This window comes from Virgibacillus sp. 7505 (assembly GCF_002272135.1).
GTDB lineage: Bacteria > Bacillota > Bacilli > Bacillales > Amphibacillaceae > Terribacillus.
Genome location: NZ_NPBF01000033.1, coordinates 12,334 through 32,565, shown reverse-complemented (window position 1 = coordinate 32,565; position 20,232 = coordinate 12,334). Strand labels below are relative to the sequence as shown.

Annotated in this window: 17 protein-coding genes and 1 riboswitch; of the genes, 14 read left to right on the top strand and 3 right to left on the bottom strand. The window is 44.4% G+C overall.

Annotation, left to right across the window (positions count from 1 at the left end; translation table 11 throughout):
* The first annotated feature begins 205 nt into the window (after positions 1–205).
* From CHH91_RS15150 to CHH91_RS15115, 8 genes are all read left to right on the top strand, one after another.
* Positions 206–1,561, top strand: a complete 1,356-nt coding sequence (locus tag CHH91_RS15150) for an isochorismate synthase (protein ID WP_176465811.1) — start codon at positions 206–208, stop codon at positions 1,559–1,561.
* Positions 1,558–3,303: a 2-succinyl-5-enolpyruvyl-6-hydroxy-3-cyclohexene-1-carboxylic-acid synthase gene (gene menD / locus CHH91_RS15145; RefSeq protein ID WP_095224292.1), complete on the top strand. Its 1,746-nt coding sequence runs from the start codon at positions 1,558–1,560 to the stop codon at positions 3,301–3,303. The genes CHH91_RS15150 and menD overlap by 4 nt, the downstream gene beginning before the upstream one ends.
* Complete coding sequence (menH, locus tag CHH91_RS15140) at positions 3,296–4,111, top strand: 2-succinyl-6-hydroxy-2,4-cyclohexadiene-1-carboxylate synthase (protein ID WP_286160802.1); 816 nt, start codon at positions 3,296–3,298, stop codon at positions 4,109–4,111. Before menD ends, menH begins: the two co-directional genes overlap by 8 nt.
* On the top strand, positions 4,111–4,929 hold the full coding sequence (gene menB / locus CHH91_RS15135; protein ID WP_038565044.1) for a 1,4-dihydroxy-2-naphthoyl-CoA synthase: 819 nt from the start codon (positions 4,111–4,113) through the stop codon (positions 4,927–4,929). Before menH ends, menB begins: the two co-directional genes overlap by 1 nt.
* 71 nt (positions 4,930–5,000) lie before the next feature.
* The gene (locus tag CHH91_RS15130; RefSeq protein WP_095224290.1) at positions 5,001–6,476 is read left to right on the top strand and encodes an o-succinylbenzoate--CoA ligase; all 1,476 of its coding nucleotides are present in this window, start codon (positions 5,001–5,003) and stop codon (positions 6,474–6,476) included.
* Positions 6,476–7,573 carry an o-succinylbenzoate synthase gene (gene menC, locus CHH91_RS15125; RefSeq protein ID WP_095224289.1) on the top strand — a complete coding sequence of 366 codons (1,098 nt, stop codon included), beginning with the start codon at positions 6,476–6,478 and terminating at the stop codon, positions 7,571–7,573. Before CHH91_RS15130 ends, menC begins: the two co-directional genes overlap by 1 nt.
* A gap of 66 nt (positions 7,574–7,639) precedes the next feature.
* Positions 7,640–7,870, top strand: a complete 231-nt coding sequence (locus tag CHH91_RS15120; RefSeq protein ID WP_286160813.1) for a YqaE/Pmp3 family membrane protein — start codon at positions 7,640–7,642, stop codon at positions 7,868–7,870.
* A 59-nt stretch (positions 7,871–7,929) separates the two neighbouring features.
* The gene (locus tag CHH91_RS15115; protein WP_095224287.1) at positions 7,930–8,682 is read left to right on the top strand and encodes a SurA N-terminal domain-containing protein; all 753 of its coding nucleotides are present in this window, start codon (positions 7,930–7,932) and stop codon (positions 8,680–8,682) included.
* A 38-nt stretch (positions 8,683–8,720) separates the two neighbouring features.
* Here the strand turns inward: CHH91_RS15115 and CHH91_RS15110 are convergent, their stop codons facing one another.
* Positions 8,721–9,542 (bottom strand): DUF6612 family protein, encoded by an 822-nt coding sequence (locus tag CHH91_RS15110; RefSeq protein WP_095224286.1) that lies wholly within the window; start codon positions 9,540–9,542, stop codon positions 8,721–8,723.
* Between the two features lie 967 nt (positions 9,543–10,509).
* On the opposite strand from CHH91_RS15110, the gene CHH91_RS15105 reads away from it, so the two are divergent.
* Positions 10,510–11,025, top strand: a complete 516-nt coding sequence (locus tag CHH91_RS15105; RefSeq protein ID WP_095224285.1) for a hypothetical protein — start codon at positions 10,510–10,512, stop codon at positions 11,023–11,025.
* 27 nt (positions 11,026–11,052) lie between these two features.
* A complete protein-coding gene (ytkD, locus tag CHH91_RS15100; protein WP_095224284.1) occupies positions 11,053–11,529 on the top strand; it encodes an RNA deprotection pyrophosphohydrolase in 477 nt (158 codons plus the stop codon).
* Positions 11,530–11,560: 31 nt separating this feature from the next.
* Here ytkD and pckA read toward each other — a convergent pair whose 3' ends face one another.
* Positions 11,561–13,144, bottom strand: coding sequence for a phosphoenolpyruvate carboxykinase (ATP) (gene pckA, locus CHH91_RS15095; RefSeq protein WP_095224283.1), 1,584 nt, complete (start codon positions 13,142–13,144; stop codon positions 11,561–11,563).
* 187 nt (positions 13,145–13,331) lie between these two features.
* A riboswitch (SAM riboswitch) is annotated at positions 13,332–13,436 on the top strand.
* 183 nt (positions 13,437–13,619) lie between these two features.
* Here pckA and metK point away from each other — a divergent pair.
* Together metK and asnB are read left to right on the top strand one after the other, a co-directional pair.
* A complete protein-coding gene (gene metK, locus CHH91_RS15090) occupies positions 13,620–14,819 on the top strand; it encodes a methionine adenosyltransferase (RefSeq protein WP_095224282.1) in 1,200 nt (399 codons plus the stop codon).
* Between the two features lie 134 nt (positions 14,820–14,953).
* A complete protein-coding gene (gene asnB, locus CHH91_RS15085) occupies positions 14,954–16,861 on the top strand; it encodes an asparagine synthase (glutamine-hydrolyzing) (protein ID WP_095224281.1) in 1,908 nt (635 codons plus the stop codon).
* A gap of 33 nt (positions 16,862–16,894) precedes the next feature.
* On the opposite strand, the gene CHH91_RS15080 is transcribed toward asnB, so the two are convergent.
* Positions 16,895–17,404 (bottom strand): gamma carbonic anhydrase, encoded by a 510-nt coding sequence (locus CHH91_RS15080; RefSeq protein ID WP_095224280.1) that lies wholly within the window; start codon positions 17,402–17,404, stop codon positions 16,895–16,897.
* An 88-nt stretch (positions 17,405–17,492) separates the two neighbouring features.
* On the opposite strand from CHH91_RS15080, the gene CHH91_RS15075 reads away from it, so the two are divergent.
* Together CHH91_RS15075 and CHH91_RS15070 are read left to right on the top strand one after the other, a co-directional pair.
* Positions 17,493–18,575 (top strand): tetraprenyl-beta-curcumene synthase family protein, encoded by a 1,083-nt coding sequence (locus CHH91_RS15075; RefSeq protein WP_095224279.1) that lies wholly within the window; start codon positions 17,493–17,495, stop codon positions 18,573–18,575.
* A 446-nt stretch (positions 18,576–19,021) separates the two neighbouring features.
* Entirely contained in the window at positions 19,022–20,188 is a 1,167-nt protein-coding gene (locus tag CHH91_RS15070) for an iron-containing alcohol dehydrogenase (protein ID WP_095224440.1), read from the top strand.
* Positions 20,189–20,232 lie beyond the last annotated feature (44 nt).

The window sequence follows — 20,232 nt, the reverse complement described above, 5'->3', positions numbered from 1 at the left end:
TTCTCTCCTTAAAAATGCAGGGCATTATATCATATTAATTTTAGGGAAACAAAGATAGCATGTCAACGCAAATTGCTTACTAAAAATAAGTTATCAAGTGCTACTCCTTGTTTATCGGCGAAAAAGGGAATAGAATAGGGAAGGACATCAGAAAATGAACGTAAACGAACTAATTGTCCTTGCAGTAATGTGGAGGTCGGAAAATATGATTCAACAATATAAGACAGATTTCGAGTCTTTTCTTCGAAAAGCTGCTGTTAAGCAGCAACAGCAAATACTTGTCAGCTGGACTGAGAAAGTCGGAGCGATAGATCCTCTCCGTTTCTTTGCTAACGGTTCTTCTTTGGAAGGAAACCGCCATTTCTGGTACAGCCAAAAAGATGATTTTTGCTTGGTTGGTGCAGGACCAGCAATATTGGATATGCGCACTGCTGAAGAATGGGAGCATGTTATAGAAAGTGCAGTTGTTCACAATCTTTCTGCGATAGCTGGTACAGGCCCTGTTGCTTTCAGTGGAATGAACTTTCAGCAGGAGCGCGAACGTGAGCTGTGGCAGGACTTTCCTGACACACAATATCGCATACCTGCTTTTACTTTGACCAAAACGGAGAAAGAATATTATGTAACCATCAATCAATTAGTGGACAGCTCAAATATCGAAAGTCAAATCACTAATATACTTGAGCAGCTTGAGCAGCTGTTCTCTGAAAATGATATTCCTGTGCTGCAGACTGTGCTCATTAGTAAAGAAGAGCTTGAGTCACAAGCGTGGAAGCGATTAGTTAAAGAAGCAACGGACACAATAAAGTCGACTGAATTGGATAAAGTCGTGCTGGCACGGGCGATGAAACTTGAATTTGAAGAAAAGCTTCAGGCAGCGGGTGTGCTTCGGAATTTGCTGGACACCCAAAAGGACAGTTTTATTTTTGCTGTCGAAAACGGCTCAGCATGTTTCCTTGGGGCAACGCCGGAGCGTCTGGTGCGTGTTGAGTCTGGCACACTGCATACAAGCTGTGTCGCTGGAACTGCTCCGCGCGGTAAAAATGAGACAGATGATAAAGTGATCGGCAATGCGCTGCTGCAAGATAGTAAAAACCGTGAAGAGCATCAATACGTTGTGAAGATGATTACAGATGTAATCAGCAAATACAGCAAGGACTTGCTTGTACCTGAGGGACCGCAGCTATTGAAACTGCGGCAGCTTCAGCACTTGCATACTCCGGTTTCTGCCACACTCATGCCCGGAGCCTCGCTGCAGCAGATTGTACAGGAGCTGCATCCAACACCTGCGCTGGGCGGTTTGCCAAAGCAGGAAGCATTGGATTTCATTGAAAAGAAAGAACCACTTGAACGAGGCTGGTACGGTGCGCCGGTAGGCTGGTTGGACAGCTATCGTAATGGTGATACAGCCGTTGCTATCCGTTCTGGTCTGCTGAACGGGAAGCAGGCTGTGCTATTTGCAGGCTGTGGTGTCGTGAAGGATTCAGATCCAGATATGGAATTCGAAGAGACGGCAATCAAATTCCGTCCGATGCTGGAAGCTTTGGAGGTATCAGAATGAGTCATATTGAAACATTGACCAAATATGTTGGACATTTTGTGGACGCACTTTGGCGAAGCGGTGTGGAGCAGGTCGTTATTTCTCCTGGTTCTCGTTCTACACCCTTAGCTCTTATGATGACCGAGCATCCGCAAATGAAACAATGGGTGAATCTGGATGAGCGTTCCGCTGCATTCTTCGCGCTCGGTCTTGCGAAGGAAAGCCAAAAGCCGGTAGCGCTTGTCTGCACATCAGGTACTGCTGCAGCGAACTATATGCCTGCAGTTGTCGAGGCTTTTTACAGTCGTATCCCATTGATTCTTTTGACAGCTGACCGCCCGCATGAACTGCGGGATGTAGGTGCGCCGCAGGCCATCAATCAAATTCAGATGTATGGCGGCTTCGTCAAATGGTTCCATGAGATGATGCTTCCGGAAGCGAATCCGGCTGCGTTGCGATATGTACAGCAGCAAGCGGGCAGAGCGATGCAGCAGGCATTGGAAGGAAATCCAGGTCCAGTGCATCTTAATTTTCCGTTCCGCGAGCCGCTTACACCTGATTTTACCATTGAGAACATATGGTCCTCAGGAGAAACAGCTGTAAAGCCTGCTTTGTATGGATCAGCACAATTGGATGAAACCCTTGTACAGCAGTTTGCCGAAATACTTGAAACCTCTAAAAAAGGCTTGATCGTAGTCGGTCCACAGGAGGATAAAGGATTTGCGGATGCAGTCGTTGATTTTGCGGAGAAGTGGCAGCTGCCAATCCTGGCAGATCCGTTATCGCAATTACGAAGCGGTGCACATGCGAAGGATGTTATTATTGAAACATATGATACGATCCTGAAATCGGAATCAGTACGTGCAAAGCTGCAGCCAGACTTTATTATCCGGTTTGGTGCTATGCCTGTTTCCAAGCCATATCTATTTCTTATGAAAGAATATACCGGCAATAACCATATTGTAGTAGAGAAACATGCAGGCTACCGTGAACCAGTCGGGGTCGACACGCAATTTATTTATGCTGATCCGGCTAAGCTTTGTAAGTCGTTAGCATTAATTCCTGCTGCTAAGAGGGAAACATGGCTGCCAACATGGCAGGAAATGAACCGCATCGCGCAGGACGTATTGCATGATGATAAGGAAACAAAAGAGCTGACTGAGGGAATAGCTGTGCAGGACATGCTGCGTGAAACACCGGAGGATAGTCATGTGTTCGTTGGTAACAGTATGCCGATCCGTGATTTGGACAGCTTCTTCTTTGCAACAGATAAAGGAATACAGCCATGGTGCAACCGCGGAACAAATGGTATCGATGGTGTTGTTTCCACAGCGTTGGGTGTTGCTGCCAGCGGTAAGCGTACTACACTCGTAATTGGGGATCTTTCCTTCTATCACGATATGAACGGGCTGATGCTAGGCCGCAATTATGGTCTGGATCTCACCATTGTTGTAATCAACAATAATGGCGGAGGTATCTTCTCCTTCCTTCCGCAAGCGCAGGAGGCAGCTCATTTTGAGGCACTTTTCGGTACACCTACGAACTTGGACTTTGCGCATACAGCCAATTTATATCAGCTGCCTTATACACTGGCAGATGATCGTGCAGCATTTTCCAGTGCTTTGCAGGAGAGTTATAATAAAAAGGGCATGCATATCATCGAGGTTCGTACCGAGCGTGATGCTAATGTTAGCTGGCACCGTGAAATATGGCAAAAAGCTGAGCGGCAGCTGCTGGATTATTTGGATGCTGATCATGCCTAAGTTTCACTATGTCGAAAGCGGCAGTGATTCAGCATCAGATACACTTCTGCTGTTTCATGGATTTACTGGCACGCATCAAACGTGGCTGCCATTCCTGGAATCCTGGAGTGAGAAACATCATGTGATTGCTGTGGATATGCCAGGCCATGGTAGGACTGCCATTCAGGATGACCTGACAATGGACCGTTTTACGGATGATGTTGCTGATTTTCTTGTCCAACAAGGAATTGCGGATGTTAAGCTGCTCGGGTATTCTATGGGAGGCAGGGCAGCACTTGCCTTTGCCTGCCGTTATCCGGATAGAGTGAGTGAACTACTGTTGGAAAGTGCATCCCCCGGGCTGCGAACAGAAGAAGAAAGGCTGGCCAGGCAAAAACAGGACCAACGGCTGGCCAGTCGGCTTGAAACGGATGGTTTAGAGCAGTTTGTGAACTTTTGGGAGAACATCCCGCTTTTTGATACACAAAAAAACTTGCCTGAGTTTATCCAGCAGATCATCAGGGAAGAACGCTTATCGCAGCAAGCAACCGGTTTGGCAAGTTCACTACGGACTATGGGAACGGGCAAACAAGACTCCTATTGGGACAAGCTGTCCTTTTTGGAAAAACCGGTCATTTTAGTTGCTGGATCAATGGATCATAAATTCGTCGGTATCAATCAGGAGATGGAAAAACGGCTGTCTGCAGCAGAATTACACATCGTTGCATCGGCTGGTCATTGCGTCCATGTTGAACAACCGCGAATCTTTGATAAAATAGTAAGAAGATACTTGCTTCATAATGAAGCGGATATATTGGAGGAATCATAATGGCAATTACATGGGAAGCTACCCGTACGTACGAAGATATTTTGTACGAAGAATACAATCAAATAGCAAAAATTTCAATCAACCGTCCGGAAGTTCGCAATGCGTTCCGTCCGCAAACGGTAAATGAACTGATTGATGCGTTTACATACGCACGTGACGACTCTAACATCGGCGTTATCGTACTTGCTGGTGTCGGCGATAAAGCATTCTGCTCCGGCGGTGACCAAAAGGTACGCGGTCATGGCGGCTATGTAGGAGAAGATCAAATTCCTCGCTTGAATGTATTGGATTTGCAGCGTTTGATTCGTGTTATTCCGAAACCAGTCGTTGCAGAAGTATCTGGTTATGCAATTGGCGGCGGACATGTGCTTCATGTTGTCTGTGACTTGACGATTGCTGCTGATAACGCAATCTTTGGCCAAACAGGTCCTCGTGTCGGAAGCTTTGACGCTGGTTATGGCGCTGGTCTTCTTGCACGTAACATCGGCCAGAAGAAAGCTCGCGAAATCTGGTTCCTATGCCGTCAGTACAATGCACAAGAAGCATTGGATATGGGCTTGGTCAACACAGTTGTTCCATTGGATCAGCTGGAAGCAGAAACAGTTAAATGGTGTGAAGAGATGCTTTCCATGTCTCCGACAGCATTGCGTTTCTTGAAAGCTTCTCTTAATGCGGATACAGATGGACTTGCTGGTTTGCAGCAAATGGGCGGAGATGCGACATTGCTTTACTATACAACGGATGAAGCGAAGGAAGGCCGCGATGCGTTCAAGGAAAAACGCACGCCTGACTTCAAGAAATTCCCGCGTTTCCCTTAATAGATATCACCAGGAACCTTTGCAGCATATTGCAAAGGTTCTTCTTTATGACAGAAAGGAATGGATGTAACATGACGGAAATCATCCCGCATTGGCTGCAGAAGCAGGCTGATCTTAGTCCAGGGCGTTTAGCTTTGGAGACGCCCGATGGAACGACAATAACATTCGGTGATTTGCATAAAGCAGTCGATATCCGGGCTCGGAAGCTCACTTCGCTAGGTGTAAAGCAAGGATCCCGGGTTGCTGTGCTGTCCCATAACAGTGTGGAGATGGTGATGCTTGTCCATGCTATGAGCTATATCGGGGCAACATTGATCCTCCTTAATACGAGATTGACAGCTGCTGAATGGTCATTCCAGCTGCAGGATAGTGAAGCTGAATTATTGCTCACTGAGGCAAGATTTGAAAAGCAGGCAAAAGATACTGGTGTTCCTTCAGTGACAATCGAAATGCTGCAGAACCAGCCTGAAAAGGAGTATACATGCTGCACAGAGCTGCAATTGGATGATGTGTTCACTATCATCTATACTTCCGGTACAACAGGCAATCCGAAAGGCGTCGAGCATACTTATGGCAACCACTGGTGGAGTGCTATAGGGTCTGCCCTGAATCTGGGTCTAACACAGGGGGATAAATGGCTGTCTCCTCTGCCGATGTTCCATGTAGGCGGGTTATCGACCATTTTCAAGAGCGCCATTTACGGGATGCCATTATACGTGACCGAGAGCTTCGATGAAAAAGTCGTACAAACAGCGATCATGGAGCGGGGAGTGACCATCGTTTCTGTTGTGACGGTCATGCTTCAGCGCCTGCTGCGGCTGCAGGAGGAAGATGGCGTCACATATCCCGAGAAATTCCGCTGCATGCTTTTGGGCGGAGGACCTGCTCCTCTCCATTTGCTTGAGGAATCAAAAACGCGTGATATCCCTGTATTCCAATCGTACGGGATGACCGAAACTGCGTCACAAATCGTGACGTTAAGCCCTGAGGATAGTATTCGTAAGTTAGGATCTGCCGGAAAAGCACTAGTTCCTGCCCAGCTGCGTATCATGACCGAGTCTGGGTTTGCCAAGCCGGAAGAGCCTGGGGAAATCCAAGTGAAAGGTCCTATGATTACAAAAGGATATTATCGGAATCCAGACGCCACAGATGGAGCTTTCCGGGAAGGCTGGCTTGCGACAGGAGATATTGGCTACACAGATAAAGAGGGATACTTGTATGTGCTTGACCGGCGGAAGGACCTGATTATTTCCGGAGGTGAAAATATCTATCCTGCAGAAGTGGAAGGTGTATTGACAAGTCATCCTAGCATAAAAGAGGCAGCTGTCATCGGGAAAGCTGATACCAATTGGGGAGCTGTACCAGTAGCGTTTCTTGTAAAAAGTGCGGAAGTGAGCACCGATGAATTACAGGCGTATTGCCAGGAAAAACTGGCCCGCTATAAAATTCCAAAGTACTGGCACTTTGTGGAGGAGCTTCCGCGTAACGCCAGTAATAAACTGATGCGCTATAAGCTGCAGCACCTGCTAGATGAGGGGAGTGCGTGATGGAACTGAGAAGCTATCGTCTATTCCGATACACACTGCCGCTTAAACAGCCTTTCACGACTCATGCTGGTGCATTGACCGAAAGAGAAGGCATCATTGTCGAGCTTCAGGATCATGATGGGCGTTCTGGCTTTGGCGAGGGAGTTGCTTTTGCTGCTCCTTTTTATACGAGTGAAACAGTTGCATCGAGCTGGAGCTTGCTTCAGGAATCCTTACTTCCGCTTTTATTCGCCAATAAGCTAAATCATCCGACAGAAGTACCGCAGCTGTTTGCAGGCATTGTCGGCAATCAAATGGCCAAGGCTGCTGTCGAAGGAGCGGTATGGGATTTATACGCGAAGCAGCAGGGTAAGAGCCTCGCTTCTTGCATCGGCGGTACAAGGACGAAAGTGAAAGCAGGAGCGGTCATCAGCTTGTCCGATGATCTTGAACAGACTATTGAGATGATACGCAGCCAAGGCTTTGAGCGTGCCAAGCTGAAAGTGACTAAATATAATGAGCGCAAGGCCATTGAGCTGGTCAAGGAAATTGATCCAGAGCTGCCGCTTATGATTGACGGTAATGGGATGTACAAGGAAGAGGATATCCCCTTGCTTGCCGAATTGGACAGTTTGAACTTACAGATGATCGAACAGCCATTTTTGCCTGGAGATGTAATTTTACATCATCGCTTGCAGCAGCGCATGGAAACGCCCATTTGTCTTGATGAAACAGTGGAGAGCTTTTCGGATGCCTGGCAGGCTCTTGAAATGGGAGCGTGCCGAACCATCAATATCAAGATTGGCAGGGTAGGAGGCTTGACGGAAGCGATCCGTATCCATGACTTATGCCAGCAGGCCGGTTTAGCTGTCTGGTGCGGCGGAATGGTGGAAACTGGTATATCGAAGGCGCATAATCTGGCGCTCGCCTCCTTGCCTGGATTTTCAATTCCTGGTGATCTGTCTGGATCTGATCGCTATTTCGACCGAGACCTGCTGATAAAGCCGCTGCGAGTGGAACAAGGAAGCATGCGAGTTCCAGATGGACCTGGAATCGGGGTAGAGGTGGATTTGGATTACTTGCTGCACGTGTCCAAAGAGGTATCTGCTGGCGAATAGGTGTCAAAGGGAGCAGATAAGGGTACTTCTATAGTAATGCTGCTTAGAGGAGGAGTACCTATGTTTATGTACCTGCTGGCAATTGTATTGCCTCCTGTTGCCGTGTTGTTCACGGGCAAGCCATTTAAAGCATTGCTTAATCTAGTATTGACACTCATCTTTTTCGTTCCGGGAGCCGTACATGCCGCCCTGATAGTAAAGATCATAAAAATAGTAAAAAACAGTATGCTTGAAAAGGCGCCCTCTAACTGGGCGCCTTTCTCTTACTTTTCTACTAAAAATACGTGGTATACTTGAGTTGACAGCTAATAGATGTTACATTCGTAACCATACACGAAGAGAGGGGTTTCTATTTTATGAAACGTATTACAACCCTATGCCTGATGCTGGTACTAGCTATCGTATTGGCTGCATGCGGGAATGATGAGGATAAATCATCTGACAATGCTTCCACAGCTGACCAGGAAGAAGCACAAAAGCAAATGGAAGAAATGCAGAAAAAGATGGAGGAACAGCAAGTAGATCCGGATAAGACAGTTGCGACTGTCAACGGTACGGAGATTAAAGGCGAAGAGTATAATTCACTTCTTTCTTCTGCTCAGCAGCAATCACAGGCCAACGGAGAGGATCCGACAACTGATGATGGTGCGAAGGAATTAAAGGACCAAGTGTTGAAAAGTCTTGTAGGAAATGAACTGCTTTTCCAGGAAGCGGAGAAGAAAAACTACGAGGTTTCTGATAAAGAAGTGGATGAGCAAATGCAATCTGCAAAAGAACAGTTCGAAAATGAAGACAAATTCAAGGAAGCTTTGGAAGCTGCCGGTACAACAGAAGATGAGTACAAGCAGCGTTTGAAAGAAGGTTTGCTTGTAAATAAATATGTGGATGAAGAGCTCTCACCAAAAGAAGTGACAGAAGACGATATGAAGACATATTATGAAGAAATGGAAAAACAGGCTAAAGAAAGTGAACAGGAAGACAGCCTGCCAAAATATGATGACATCAAAGATCAGCTGAAAGCAACAATGGAACAGCAGAACCTGCAGACAGTCATGCTTGAAAAAGTGGACGAGCTCGAAAAAGATGCAGATGTGAAATATAATATTTAAAGTGAAAAGGCACCAGGGTATCCTGGTGCCTTTCTTGTTTAGTAAGTTGCAGCTGGTTGATCAGAGATGTCTACTGCGCTATCTGCTTCAGCTGGAATTTCGATGCTGTCTGTTGCATTGTAGTTTTCGTAATTCATATCCATCAATGCATTGACGGTCGCTTCGTCACCGGCTTCTTCCATCTTCATGACCATATCCAATTTGATATTCTTCGGATAATTTGTCTCTTTATCGATGGAGATCGTGTAATTGAACTTATCGAAAGTAAAGTTACCCATGCTCTCGAGGCTTTCGCCTGCTGCACCCATCTGTTCTTCCATAAAGCTCATCATCTTATCTTCTGCTACTACAACATCAAGTACATACTCCGTATCCGTTTCGGATACTTTGATACTTTCTGCCAAATCTTTAACTTGCTGGATTTGCTCATCCAAAGGCTGTGCAACCTGATCGGTTCCAAGTGAAGCGCCGATCTCTGATTCAGCATCCATCTTCATCCACATATCGGATGCTGGCTCATACATATAAATCATATTGTCCTTGATGTACATATCGAATTGCTGTCCCATGGAATCCATGCTGAGTTTTGAGGAAAGTGGATCCATCACGATAGTACCGTCTGCTGTTGTAGTCATGGATTGATCCATTCCAGAAGCTTTAACGTCCATATCCATTGTCATATCCATATCATAGCTATTCAAGTTTTCATTGGCTTCGGCGGATTTTTGCAGTATTTCTTCCGGCGTCGGGCCTTTCTTTTCTTTGCCTTCCGCATCTGTAGAAGCGCTGTCTGTTCCGCATCCAGTCAAGAATAGTGCCAGTGCTAATACTAACCAGCCAAGGTGTTTTACCGATTTCATCTAATCCCTCCAAAATAATTTGCTTTTCACGGACCCCGTTACCTTATTACAAACGGAGCATGTCTTATTACAATAGATGTCAAAAATTAGTCCGTATGGAAAGCTTATCAATTCATTACGTATTTTACATGAATTCGCTTCACAATTTCCTACAAAATTCTACATTCAGTAATAAGTAACTACAAACTTTTTGGAAATGATTACAAAAGGGAAGCATAATACCTAGATGAGGAGTGAGACATCAGCACTAGAGTCAGGTTAAATACTTACTTTAGGGAGCAGCAGTTGTTAATACTCACGTCATTATAAAGCTATTAGAAGTCAGAGGATGGGTAAGCTGTTATGTCCGGGGTATTTCGAGCTTCGGCAGTATCTGAATCGGTTCCATACGATTGGAGTCTTCCTATGTTATAGCTGATCGATATCAATCGCAGCTGAATCTCCGTCTGCAGAAGCATCTATTGCCATCTGTAAATTTAAGTATTGTGGCAAGTGAGAGGCTAAGCTGCATAGATAAGTTTTTCTTCAGAACTTTATATCATCAGCCGAAGGAATTGTTTTATTCTGATCCGCTTCTGCTTCACTGGGAAGAATCAGCTGCACCGCAGGATTGGAAATAGTGGTGGCTGACTAGTATAAACAAACTTAGATAGCAGTGCTTCATCAAGAATAACCATCCATTATCTTTTGTTAGCCAGATAAATTAGAAAGGATTTTGAGTTAAACGTGTTGTATGTAATTCTTCATCAAGCCATTTGTAATTCATATGCTCACCTCCCTTTATTTTACAAATCAGATGCATATTCTTTTATAGGAACAACACTTTTTCAAATATAGCGTTTGAATACTTAATTGAGGTTAAGTGTCAGAAAGCGACAAACAGTATGAAAATCCTACAAACATTCAGGGTTTTAAATGCTTACAGATGAGGAATACCTATAACATGACTACATAAGGAGGACTATTTATGCTTCAACCAACTTGGAAAAAAGCAATAGCTGCAATCATCATGCTCCTAGTCCCATTTACATTCGCGCTATCATACCAAACAGACAATATATCTGCAGTTACAGCTGAAAAAAATGAGACTGTCGAGAAGGCGGAACTGAATAAAGAACAAATAGTACAACTGACAGATGCATTTATGGATAAAGTCACACAGGACATTGATACAAATTACAAAGTTCTAAATTATAGTACGAAGGAAGATTTGCTAAAAAGTTTTGACGAAGTGGCTACCAGAGATGTTAGCGGGCCGATTGTCGATTTCTATTTCACTGAGGAAGCGGATGGCTTGTATATTCTGCCAACGGAGACACCTGCTTGGTTCAATCCTGATAATTCATACAAAGTGGAAACAGACTCCGATAAGTATGTTACAATTACACAAAGCAATACCGATGATTTGCACGGTAACTATACAATCGAGATCAAATTCTTGTATGACGGAGGCTGGAAGATCGCAGCAGTCAAATACTTGTAGGTTTGATGTGAAGAAGGCAGTGGGAAGATGATTACGTTCAGAGATTACTACAATAATGAAGTGAAGATGTCTTTTGCCGATCATCCATTTTCTGATCAGCCTAAACATGTGTGGGTGATTTGCCGATACGGCAGCAAATGGCTGCTCACGCGTCATAAGGATCGGGGATTGGAGTTCCCTGGCGGCAAGGTGGAAAAAGGAGAAACCGCTGAGCACGCTGCTTTGCGGGAGGTAATGGAGGAGACTGGCGGTGTTGTTCAGCAGCTGAAGTATGTCGGTCAGTACTTCGTAGCTGGCAAGGCTGGACATATCGTAAAGAATGTCTATTATGCCATCATTTCGGAACTGAAAAAGAAATCCAATTACTTGGAAACATATGGACCAGTACTGGTCGAGAAGTTCCCTTCCCATCTGGCACAGCATGCAGAATATAGCTTTATGATGAAAGATAAGGTGCTGCCTAGTGCATTGCACCATATAGATAAGTTTGAAAAGACAATGTAAAAGAACTGCCCCGATTATGGGGCAGTTCTTTTTATCTGTATAGCGGTCCCGCTTGGCGGACAGCTTCATCAATGAAATCGAATTTAGCAAAATTTTGGTGGAATTTTACTGCAAGTTCTTGTGCCTTCGCTTTGTAAGCAGCTTTATCCTCCCATGCATTTTCCGGCATCAGCAGCTCTGCTGGCACATTTGCAATAGAGACAGGAACATGCAGGCCGAAGATTGGATCTTGCGTAGTCTCTGTATCATGCAGTTCTCCGCTGAGAGCAGCCTGAACCATTGCTCTTGTAAAAGCAAGCTTCATTCGGGAACCGGAGTGATAATCTCCACCCGTCCAGCCGGTATTGACTAGATATACCTCTGCTTGATGCTCACTGATTTTTTCCCCGAGCATATCAGCATAAACAGAAGGTGCCAGCGGCAGGAATGGAGCACCGAAGCAAGTCGAGAATGTTGCTTCAGGTTCTGTGACGCCTCGCTCTGTTCCGGCAAGCTTGCTCGTATAGCCGCTAAGGAAGTGATACATTGCCTGTTCAGTTGTCAGTTTACTGATTGGCGGCAGGACGCCGGTCGCATCTGCTGTCAGGAAGACGATTGTTTTTGGATGACCTGCCAAGCTCTTCGGCAGGCTGCCCTTGATGTAGTCAATCGGGTAAGCTGCACGTGTGTTTTCCGTTACAGATCCATCTTCATAATCACAAACACCAGCTTCATCAACTGCTACATTTTCAAGAATCGTACCGAATTTGATGGCGCCATGAATTTCCGGTTCTTTTTCAGCGGAAAGATTGATGCACTTAGCGTAACAGCCGCCTTCAATATTGAAGATACCATCAGGTGACCAGCCGTGTTCGTCATCCCCGATCAAAGGTCTGTTCGGATCAGCTGATAGTGTCGTCTTACCTGTTCCGGATAAACCGAAGAAGAGGGTTGTATCACCATCAGGCCCGACGTTGGCTGAGCAGTGCATCGGAAGGATCTCCTGCTGTGGCAGGAGAAAATTCATTACAGAGAAAATGGATTTCTTCATTTCCCCGGCATATTCTGTACCGCCTATCACGATTACGCGCTGTTTGAAAGAGACGATTACAAATGCTTCTGAATTAGTGCCATCGACTAGCGGATCTGCTTTTACACCAGGAGCAGAGATGACAGTGAATGCAGGTTTATGTGCTGCCAGCTCTTCTTCACTCGGCCGGATGAACAATTGGTGGGCGAACAGATTATGCCAAGCGTATTCATTGATAACCTGTATCGGAAGGTGGTAGCGTTCATCAGCTCCGGCAAACCCTTGGAATGAGAAAACTTCTTCCTGCGCCTGCAGGTAGTCGACGACTTTACCTAATAAGTGTTCGAATATTTCTTCGCTGATAGGCTGGTTGACTTTTCCCCAGTCCACTTTGTTTTCGGAAAGCTCGTCTTTGACGATGAATTTATCTTTTGGTGAGCGGCCGGTATATTTTCCTGTCGCAGCCCGCAGAGCACCAGTCTTTGTCAGACGTGCTTCTTGGCGGGACAATGCCGCCTCCGTCAGCTGAGCCGCGGATAGGTTTTTTCTTACATTGGATTGGGAGCGCATTTCTTCTAACGCTGTTAACGCGTGCATCATTCGCATCTGGATCCCGCCTTTTTTAAATTTTTAATTAGTATAACACATTAAAATATTAATACATACTATTTTAAAATGCAATCAATAAGTGGATGCTTTATTGAATTATAATTCCGAGTTTTTTAGTTGGTATTAACATGATTTTGTTGACTTCTGTAGGCTGTTCCGATAACATAGTTGCGAACGGAAAACACTCTTATTCAGAGTAGGCGGAGGGACAGGCCCTAAGAAACCCGGCAACCGTCACATTTGTGAAATGGTGCTCAACCTGAGCAAGGGATACCTTGAACGATAAGAGAGGGAATAAGCCATCCTTCTGTTATGATGGAAGGTTTTTTTTATGTAACGGCTTAATAACAGAAAAAGAGCAATACTATTGGTAGTGCTCTTTCAACCTTCACCCATTATCAAGTTTCTTAATAACATACTTGGAAAGAGTAAAACTTCCGTATTAATCGTAGTTGAAGGGGGATTTGGCAGAATGACTGCTAATCGTCGATTATTTACCTCAGAATCCGTTACTGAAGGCCATCCGGATAAAATCTGTGATCAGATTTCGGATGCTATATTAGATGAAATACTAGCTAAGGATCCGAATGCCCGTGTTGCTTGTGAGACGACTGTTACGACAGGGCTTGTACTTGTTGCAGGTGAAATCACAACAAGCGCTTATGTTGATATCCAAAGCATTGTCCGTAGAACAATCAAGGAAATTGGTTATACACGTGCGAAATATGGCTTTGATGCTGATACATGTGCTGTATTGACTGCAATCGATGAGCAATCTCCTGATATCGCAGGCGGTGTCGATCAGGCGCTTGAGGCTCGTGAAGGGCTGATGACAGACGAAGAAATCGATGCAATCGGCGCAGGTGACCAAGGCTTGATGTTTGGCTATGCAAGCAATGAAACACCAGAATACATGCCTCTGCCAATTTCACTGGCGCACCGTCTATCCAAGCAATTGGCGAAGATACGCAAAGATGAGACTGTGGATTACTTACGCCCGGATGGGAAAACACAAGTAACAGTAGAATATGATGAAAACGATCAGCCAGTACGTATTGATACGATTGTCATCTCCACGCAGCATCATCCGGAAGTCGAGCAATCTCAGATCCACGCTGATTTGAAAGAGCTTGTTATCAAACCTGTTGTTCCGGCGGAATTGCTGGACGAAAATACGAAATACATCATCAACCCGACAGGTCGTTTCGTTATCGGCGGACCGCAAGGTGATGCAGGTCTGACTGGCCGTAAAATCATCGTTGATACGTATGGCGGCTATGCTCGTCACGGCGGCGGAGCATTCAGCGGAAAAGATGCTACGAAAGTGGACCGTTCCGGTGCTTATGCAGCACGTTATGTTGCGAAGAACATTGTTGCAGCAGGTCTTGCTGATAAATGTGAAGTACAGCTTGCTTATGCAATCGGTGTTGCTGAACCAGTTTCCATCAGTATCGATACTTTTGGAACAAGCAAACAATCCGAAGAGGCATTGGTGAAAGCAGTACGCGATCTATTCGATCTTCGTCCTGCCGGCATCATCAAAATGCTGAACCTGCGTCAGCCAATCTACAAAGATACGGCTGCATACGGTCACTTCGGACGTACAGATAAAAACTTCCCTTGGGAGCAGACTGACAAAGCAGTACAGCTGGAAAGCTATACATTTGCATAATCTGCTTGAAAGGCAAGAGCGATTATTACGCTCTTGCTTTTTTTGTGTCGGCGCCCATAATCTTCCTTCAAGAACCGAATTGTTTTATGCTATAATTAATGGCTAGAAGTAATGAAAGAGAGGCTAATAAGTAAATGTGTGGTTTGATTGGCGTAATTAGAAAGAACGTAAAACAACTAACGCAAGCTGATAAGGATAAATTCAAACAACAGAACAACATCATCACGCACCGCGGTCCGGATGATGAAGGATATTACCATGACGAGCATGTATCATTCGGTTTCCGCCGCTTGAGTATTATTGATATCGAGGCTGGTGTTCAGCCATTAAGCTATGACGACGAAAAAATCTGGATGGTTTTCAACGGAGAAATCTACAACTATGTAGAGCTTCGTGAAGAATTGCTGAAAAAAGGCGCAGAGTTCAAAACGGAATCCGATACCGAGGTCATCGCTGCGATGTACCATACATACGGAACGGAAGCATTTAAAGAGCTTCGCGGTATGTTCAGCATCTTGCTATGGGATAAAGAAAAGAAAACACTTTTCGGAGCACGTGATCCATTCGGCATCAAACCGCTCTTTTATAAGGAGACAGAAGATGAGATTTTCTTCGCTTCTGAGAAGAAGAGCATCACACTTCTTGAAGAATCAGAAACAGTTGATACCGAAGCGCTGCAGCATTATTTGAGCTACCAGTATGTACCGGAGCCATTCACGATGACAGAAGGTATCAAAAAGATAGAGCCTGGTCATTACTTCGTGAAGCGTGAAGGTGAACCGATAGAATTCCATCGATACTGGCATGCGACATTCTCACCGAAGATCATGGACAAGCAAGCTTGGATCACGCGTATCCAGGATGTTCTTCATGATTCTGTGAGCAAGCATATGCGAAGTGATGTACCGGTCGGTTCATTCCTTTCCGGCGGAATTGATTCCAGCATCATTGTAGCCATTGCGAAGCAATTTAATCCGAATTTGAAAACATTCTCTGTTGGTTTTGAACGGGAAGGATTCTCCGAAGTTGATGTCGCGAAAGAAACAGCTGAAAAACTCGGAGTAGAAAACTATTCCCATATCATCACACCAGAAGAATATTTAGAGAAACTTCCGAAAATCATGTGGCATATGGATGATCCATTGGCTGATCCATCCGCTGTGGCCCTTTATTTTGTGGCAAGAGAAGCTAGCAAACATGTAACGGTTGTACTTTCTGGTGAAGGTTCCGATGAGCTATTCGGCGGTTACAATATTTACCGTGAGCCAGAATCCTTGCGCATGTTCGACAGCATTCCTGGACCTGCAAAAGCTTTGCTTGCAAGAGTGGCTAAAATCTTGCCAGAAGGTGTACGCGGTAAGAGCTTCCTAGAGCGTGGTACAACACCATTGAAGGATCGCTATATCGGAAATGCTAAAATGTTTGAAGATGCAGACAAGCAGAAGCTATTGAAAACATACAATGATGCAATCCATTATCAACAGATCACTGCCCCATTGTATGCGAATGTGAAAAACGAATCCCTTGTCGATCAGATGCAGTATATCGACATTCATACATGGATGCGCGGAGACATCCTATTGAAAGCGGATAAGATGACAATGGCACATTCACTTGAGCTTCGCGTGCCATTCTTGGATAAAGAAGTATTCCGTGTTGCCCGTGAGATTCCGGAAGATCTGAAAATCGCTAACAACACAACAAAGAGCTTGCTTCGTGAAGCAGTAGAAGGCATTGTGCCGGATCATGTTTTACATCGTAAAAAACTTGGTTTCCCAGTACCGATGCGCCACTGGCTGAAAAACGAATTGAATGGCTGGGCGAAGACACTTATCCATGAAAGCCAAACAGATCATCTTTTGCATAAAGACTATATCTTGAATCTGTTGGATGCGCATTGTCAAGGCAAGGGAGACTACAGCCGTAAAATTTGGACTGTACTTGCCTTCATGCTATGGCATCAGATTTATGTTGAACGTAAGTATGACTTTGCGGAGTTCCAAAAAGTCGACAGAGTGGAAAGCAAGCTGCAGACCACATAATAAAAAAGCCGTTCCTGTAAAAGGAGCGGCTTTTTATGTTGTTTCTTTATACTGTTTACTTTTCTTGATATATTCCATTCGTATGCGCTCCATATCTTTGTAATCGGCTTCGGTCAAATCACGAATGACTTTAGCAGGTCTGCCGAATGCGAGCTTGCCGGAAGGAATCGTTTTGCCAGGAGGCACGAGTGACCCCGCACCTACATATGCGCCATCCTCTATGATCGCACCATCAAGGACGAGTGAGCCCATGCCTACAAGGGAATTTTTCCCAATTGTGCAAGAATGCAGCGTAACTTGATGACCAATCGTGGCTCCTTCCTTTATAATAAGAGGAAGGTCAGGGCTTTGATGAAGGACGCAAAGATCTTGGACATTGGCGCCTTCATTGATCACAACTGGAGCAACATCTCCGCGTATAACTGTCTTAAACCATATACTGGCATCTTTTTCAATCGTAACTTCCCCTGTAATAACAGCATCAGGGGCAACATAAGCATCTTTGTGGACATGTGGACGTTTCTTGTCGTATTCGTATATCATTTGAATACTCCCTTCGTTTATGTTCTTATAGAATTAATAGATTTTTTGGAATGAAGACAATCCCGGATTCGAGGAGCGAAATCACATTATGACCCAACAAATACCAAAGTCATCGGTTTTACTTATGCATCAAGTATATCGGAAAATATTCCCGGAAGTACATAAAGAATTGGAACTATGGACACAGAGGGCAGAAGCGATACCGGATCCGGAACTGCGAAAGCAGGCGCTGGAGAGTATTCGGACCAAACGCTTCCATTGCCAGGGTGGAGCGGTGTACAGTCTGCTTGCTGGTGATGCATGGAAGCAGGCAATCAAGTTCATTATTGCCTATCAGACTATCAGTGACTATCTCGATAATTTATGTGATCGCAGTACTTCACTCGATCCAGACGATTTTCGCCTGCTGCATCAATCAATGCTGGATGCATTGCAGCCAGGTGAAAAGCTGAAGGATTATTATGCATTGCGTGATGAAAAAGAAGACGGCGGATACTTGCACTCACTTGTTTTCACGTGTCAGACTATCCTCGGCAAACAGCCCAATCTGCAAGTTCTGCAGCCGTATTTGCTGAAACTTTCTGGATTATACGGCGATTTGCAAGTGCACAAGCATGTAGCGAAGGAAGAGCGGATTGAAAGACTGACAAACTGGTTTGCCCTGCATCAAGAGGAACACCGGGATCTTACGTGGTATGAATTCTCGGCATGCAGCGGGTCGACACTCGGTATCTTCTGCTTTGTATCTTATGGAATGGGGATGGAAATCGACCAGCAATTGGCTGATGATATCTATCAAAGCTATTTTCCATATATGCAAGGACTTCACATTCTGCTGGATTACTATATTGATCAGATGGAGGATGAAGAGGAAGGCGATCTGAATTTCTGCCATTATTACCGAGACTCGGAGGAAATGAAGGAAAGACTCCTATACTTCATAGAACGGACGAACGAAAGTGTCCAGCGTCTACCGCATGCGTCATTCCATGAGATGGTCCATCACGGGCTTGTCGGACTGTACTTGGCAGATCGCAAAGTGAGTTTGCTTTCGGATAGTAAAGAGATGATCAAAACATTGCTCAAGGCAAGCGGCAACAAATCGAAGTTTTTCCATTTGAATATCAAGGCATACAATAAAATGAAAGAAGCGCGTACCCCGATTGGCTAGGGGCTCGCGCTTCTTTCATTTTTTCTTCTCTGATGAACGGCTGTTAAGAACAGAACACCAGAACAGGTCGAACAACAGGGATTTCTGTACATACTCCGGTACCCGTTAAGACATTCTAAGCTCATTTCAAATCCACATTATATCAGGATGACACCATTCGGAAATTGCTTGTGACTGTGATAGGTGTATCCGGATTTGCTTCCATACCATCTCCCGGTGACAGTGCATGTAAATTTCAAAAAAAGATGTTGATAAATTAAACAACGATATATATAATGGATTTATGAAAGCGTTATAAAAATGAATGTTGTTTAAAAATTAAACAATAGGTGTTCGACTGGAGCAGTATTAGCGGTATTTAAATAAGAATGCCAGTGCTAGTGACACTATACTCCATTGCATTCATAAAAAGTGAAGGAAATGAGGTAAGGACAATACAAACGACAATGCAGAAGTTATATAAATTTCAAACAGCAGACCATATTATTGCCGGACCAAATTCTCTTGGTGATTTAGGAGAGCAACTTCATTTAGTAGGCACAAAAATACAGTCGGCTTTAATTATTACACAGCCGCCAATGGAAGATTTAGGGTTTGTAGATCAAATAACAAACCAACTATCAGCAAAGGGTATTAAGGCGGATGTTAATACGAACATCCTTCCTGAACCAACAGTTGAAAACATCGAAGAAGTATTTCAAAGTACATCCACTGAAAATTACGACGTATTAATTGGTATTGGAGGAGGAAGCGTTCTTGATACCACTAAAATTCTATCTGTATTAAGAACGAATAATAAATCAGTCCGTGATTTGTTAGGAACAGATTTAGTTGAAAAACCTGGTACCCCAACAGTGTTAATTCCCACTACTTCAGGTACAGGAGCTGAAGTAACGCCAAATGCGATCGTTACATTGCCTGATGAAGAATTAAAAGTCGGAATAGTAAGCAAGCATCTTCTGCCGAACATTGTAATCCTTGATCCGCTTTTAACTTTAGGGTTACCAAAGCCTATTACAGCTGCAACAGGAATGGATGCGTTTACCCATTCACTGGAATCATTTATCTCAAACAAAGCAAACTTAATCAGTGACATGGTTGCATTAGAATCTATTCGCCTTATCTCGTCGAGTATCGTTGAAGCCTATCAAGATGGACAGTCTGTTGAAGCGCGAGAAAAAATGCTTGTTGGTTCTATGTATGGCGGGATGGCCCTGACGGCAGCGGGTACAGCAGCTGTACATGCACTGGCTTATCCATTGGGAGGAAAGTTCAAAATTCCTCATGGTGTAGTAAATTCAATGCTTTTACGTCATGTCATGGAATTTAATATGGATAGCATTACAGATCGATTGTACCTTGTAGCAGAACCAATGGGCATTGAAATTCAAGGACATTCAAAAGAAGAAGTGGCTCAAAATGTAGTGGACCGTATTGTAGAATGGACGAACATGCTGGAAATTCCACAAAACTTGAAGGAATATGGCGTAACAGAAGAAGATATCCCGGAATTAGCTATTTCGGCTTCGAAAGTCACACGTCTGTTGGATAACAATCCAAAGGATATAAGTGTAGAGGATATGGAAACGATTTATCGCAAATTACTAGTTTAGTTGTCACTATAGCTTTCAGCATGGCTAAGAGAAAGTCATGTTGA

Bases quoted from the DNA above. Each gene is read 5' to 3' on its own strand.
- CHH91_RS15150 (WP_176465811.1), top strand. From the start codon at position 206: ATGATTCAACAATATAAGACAGATTTCGAGTCTTTTCTTCGAAAAGCT.
- menD (WP_095224292.1), top strand. From the start codon at position 1,558: ATGAGTCATATTGAAACATTGACCAAATATGTTGGACATTTTGTGGAC.
- menH (WP_286160802.1), top strand. From the start codon at position 3,296: ATGCCTAAGTTTCACTATGTCGAAAGCGGCAGTGATTCAGCATCAGAT.
- menB (WP_038565044.1), top strand. From the start codon at position 4,111: ATGGCAATTACATGGGAAGCTACCCGTACGTACGAAGATATTTTGTAC.
- CHH91_RS15130 (WP_095224290.1), top strand. From the start codon at position 5,001: ATGACGGAAATCATCCCGCATTGGCTGCAGAAGCAGGCTGATCTTAGT.
- menC (WP_095224289.1), top strand. From the start codon at position 6,476: ATGGAACTGAGAAGCTATCGTCTATTCCGATACACACTGCCGCTTAAA.
- CHH91_RS15120 (WP_286160813.1), top strand. From the start codon at position 7,640: ATGTACCTGCTGGCAATTGTATTGCCTCCTGTTGCCGTGTTGTTCACG.
- CHH91_RS15115 (WP_095224287.1), top strand. From the start codon at position 7,930: ATGAAACGTATTACAACCCTATGCCTGATGCTGGTACTAGCTATCGTA.
- CHH91_RS15110 (WP_095224286.1), bottom strand. From the start codon at position 9,542: ATGAAATCGGTAAAACACCTTGGCTGGTTAGTATTAGCACTGGCACTA.
- CHH91_RS15105 (WP_095224285.1), top strand. From the start codon at position 10,510: ATGCTTCAACCAACTTGGAAAAAAGCAATAGCTGCAATCATCATGCTC.
- ytkD (WP_095224284.1), top strand. From the start codon at position 11,053: ATGATTACGTTCAGAGATTACTACAATAATGAAGTGAAGATGTCTTTT.
- pckA (WP_095224283.1), bottom strand. From the start codon at position 13,144: ATGCGAATGATGCACGCGTTAACAGCGTTAGAAGAAATGCGCTCCCAA.
- metK (WP_095224282.1), top strand. From the start codon at position 13,620: ATGACTGCTAATCGTCGATTATTTACCTCAGAATCCGTTACTGAAGGC.
- asnB (WP_095224281.1), top strand. From the start codon at position 14,954: ATGTGTGGTTTGATTGGCGTAATTAGAAAGAACGTAAAACAACTAACG.
- CHH91_RS15080 (WP_095224280.1), bottom strand. From the start codon at position 17,404: ATGATATACGAATACGACAAGAAACGTCCACATGTCCACAAAGATGCT.
- CHH91_RS15075 (WP_095224279.1), top strand. From the start codon at position 17,493: ATGACCCAACAAATACCAAAGTCATCGGTTTTACTTATGCATCAAGTA.
- CHH91_RS15070 (WP_095224440.1), top strand. From the start codon at position 19,022: ATGCAGAAGTTATATAAATTTCAAACAGCAGACCATATTATTGCCGGA.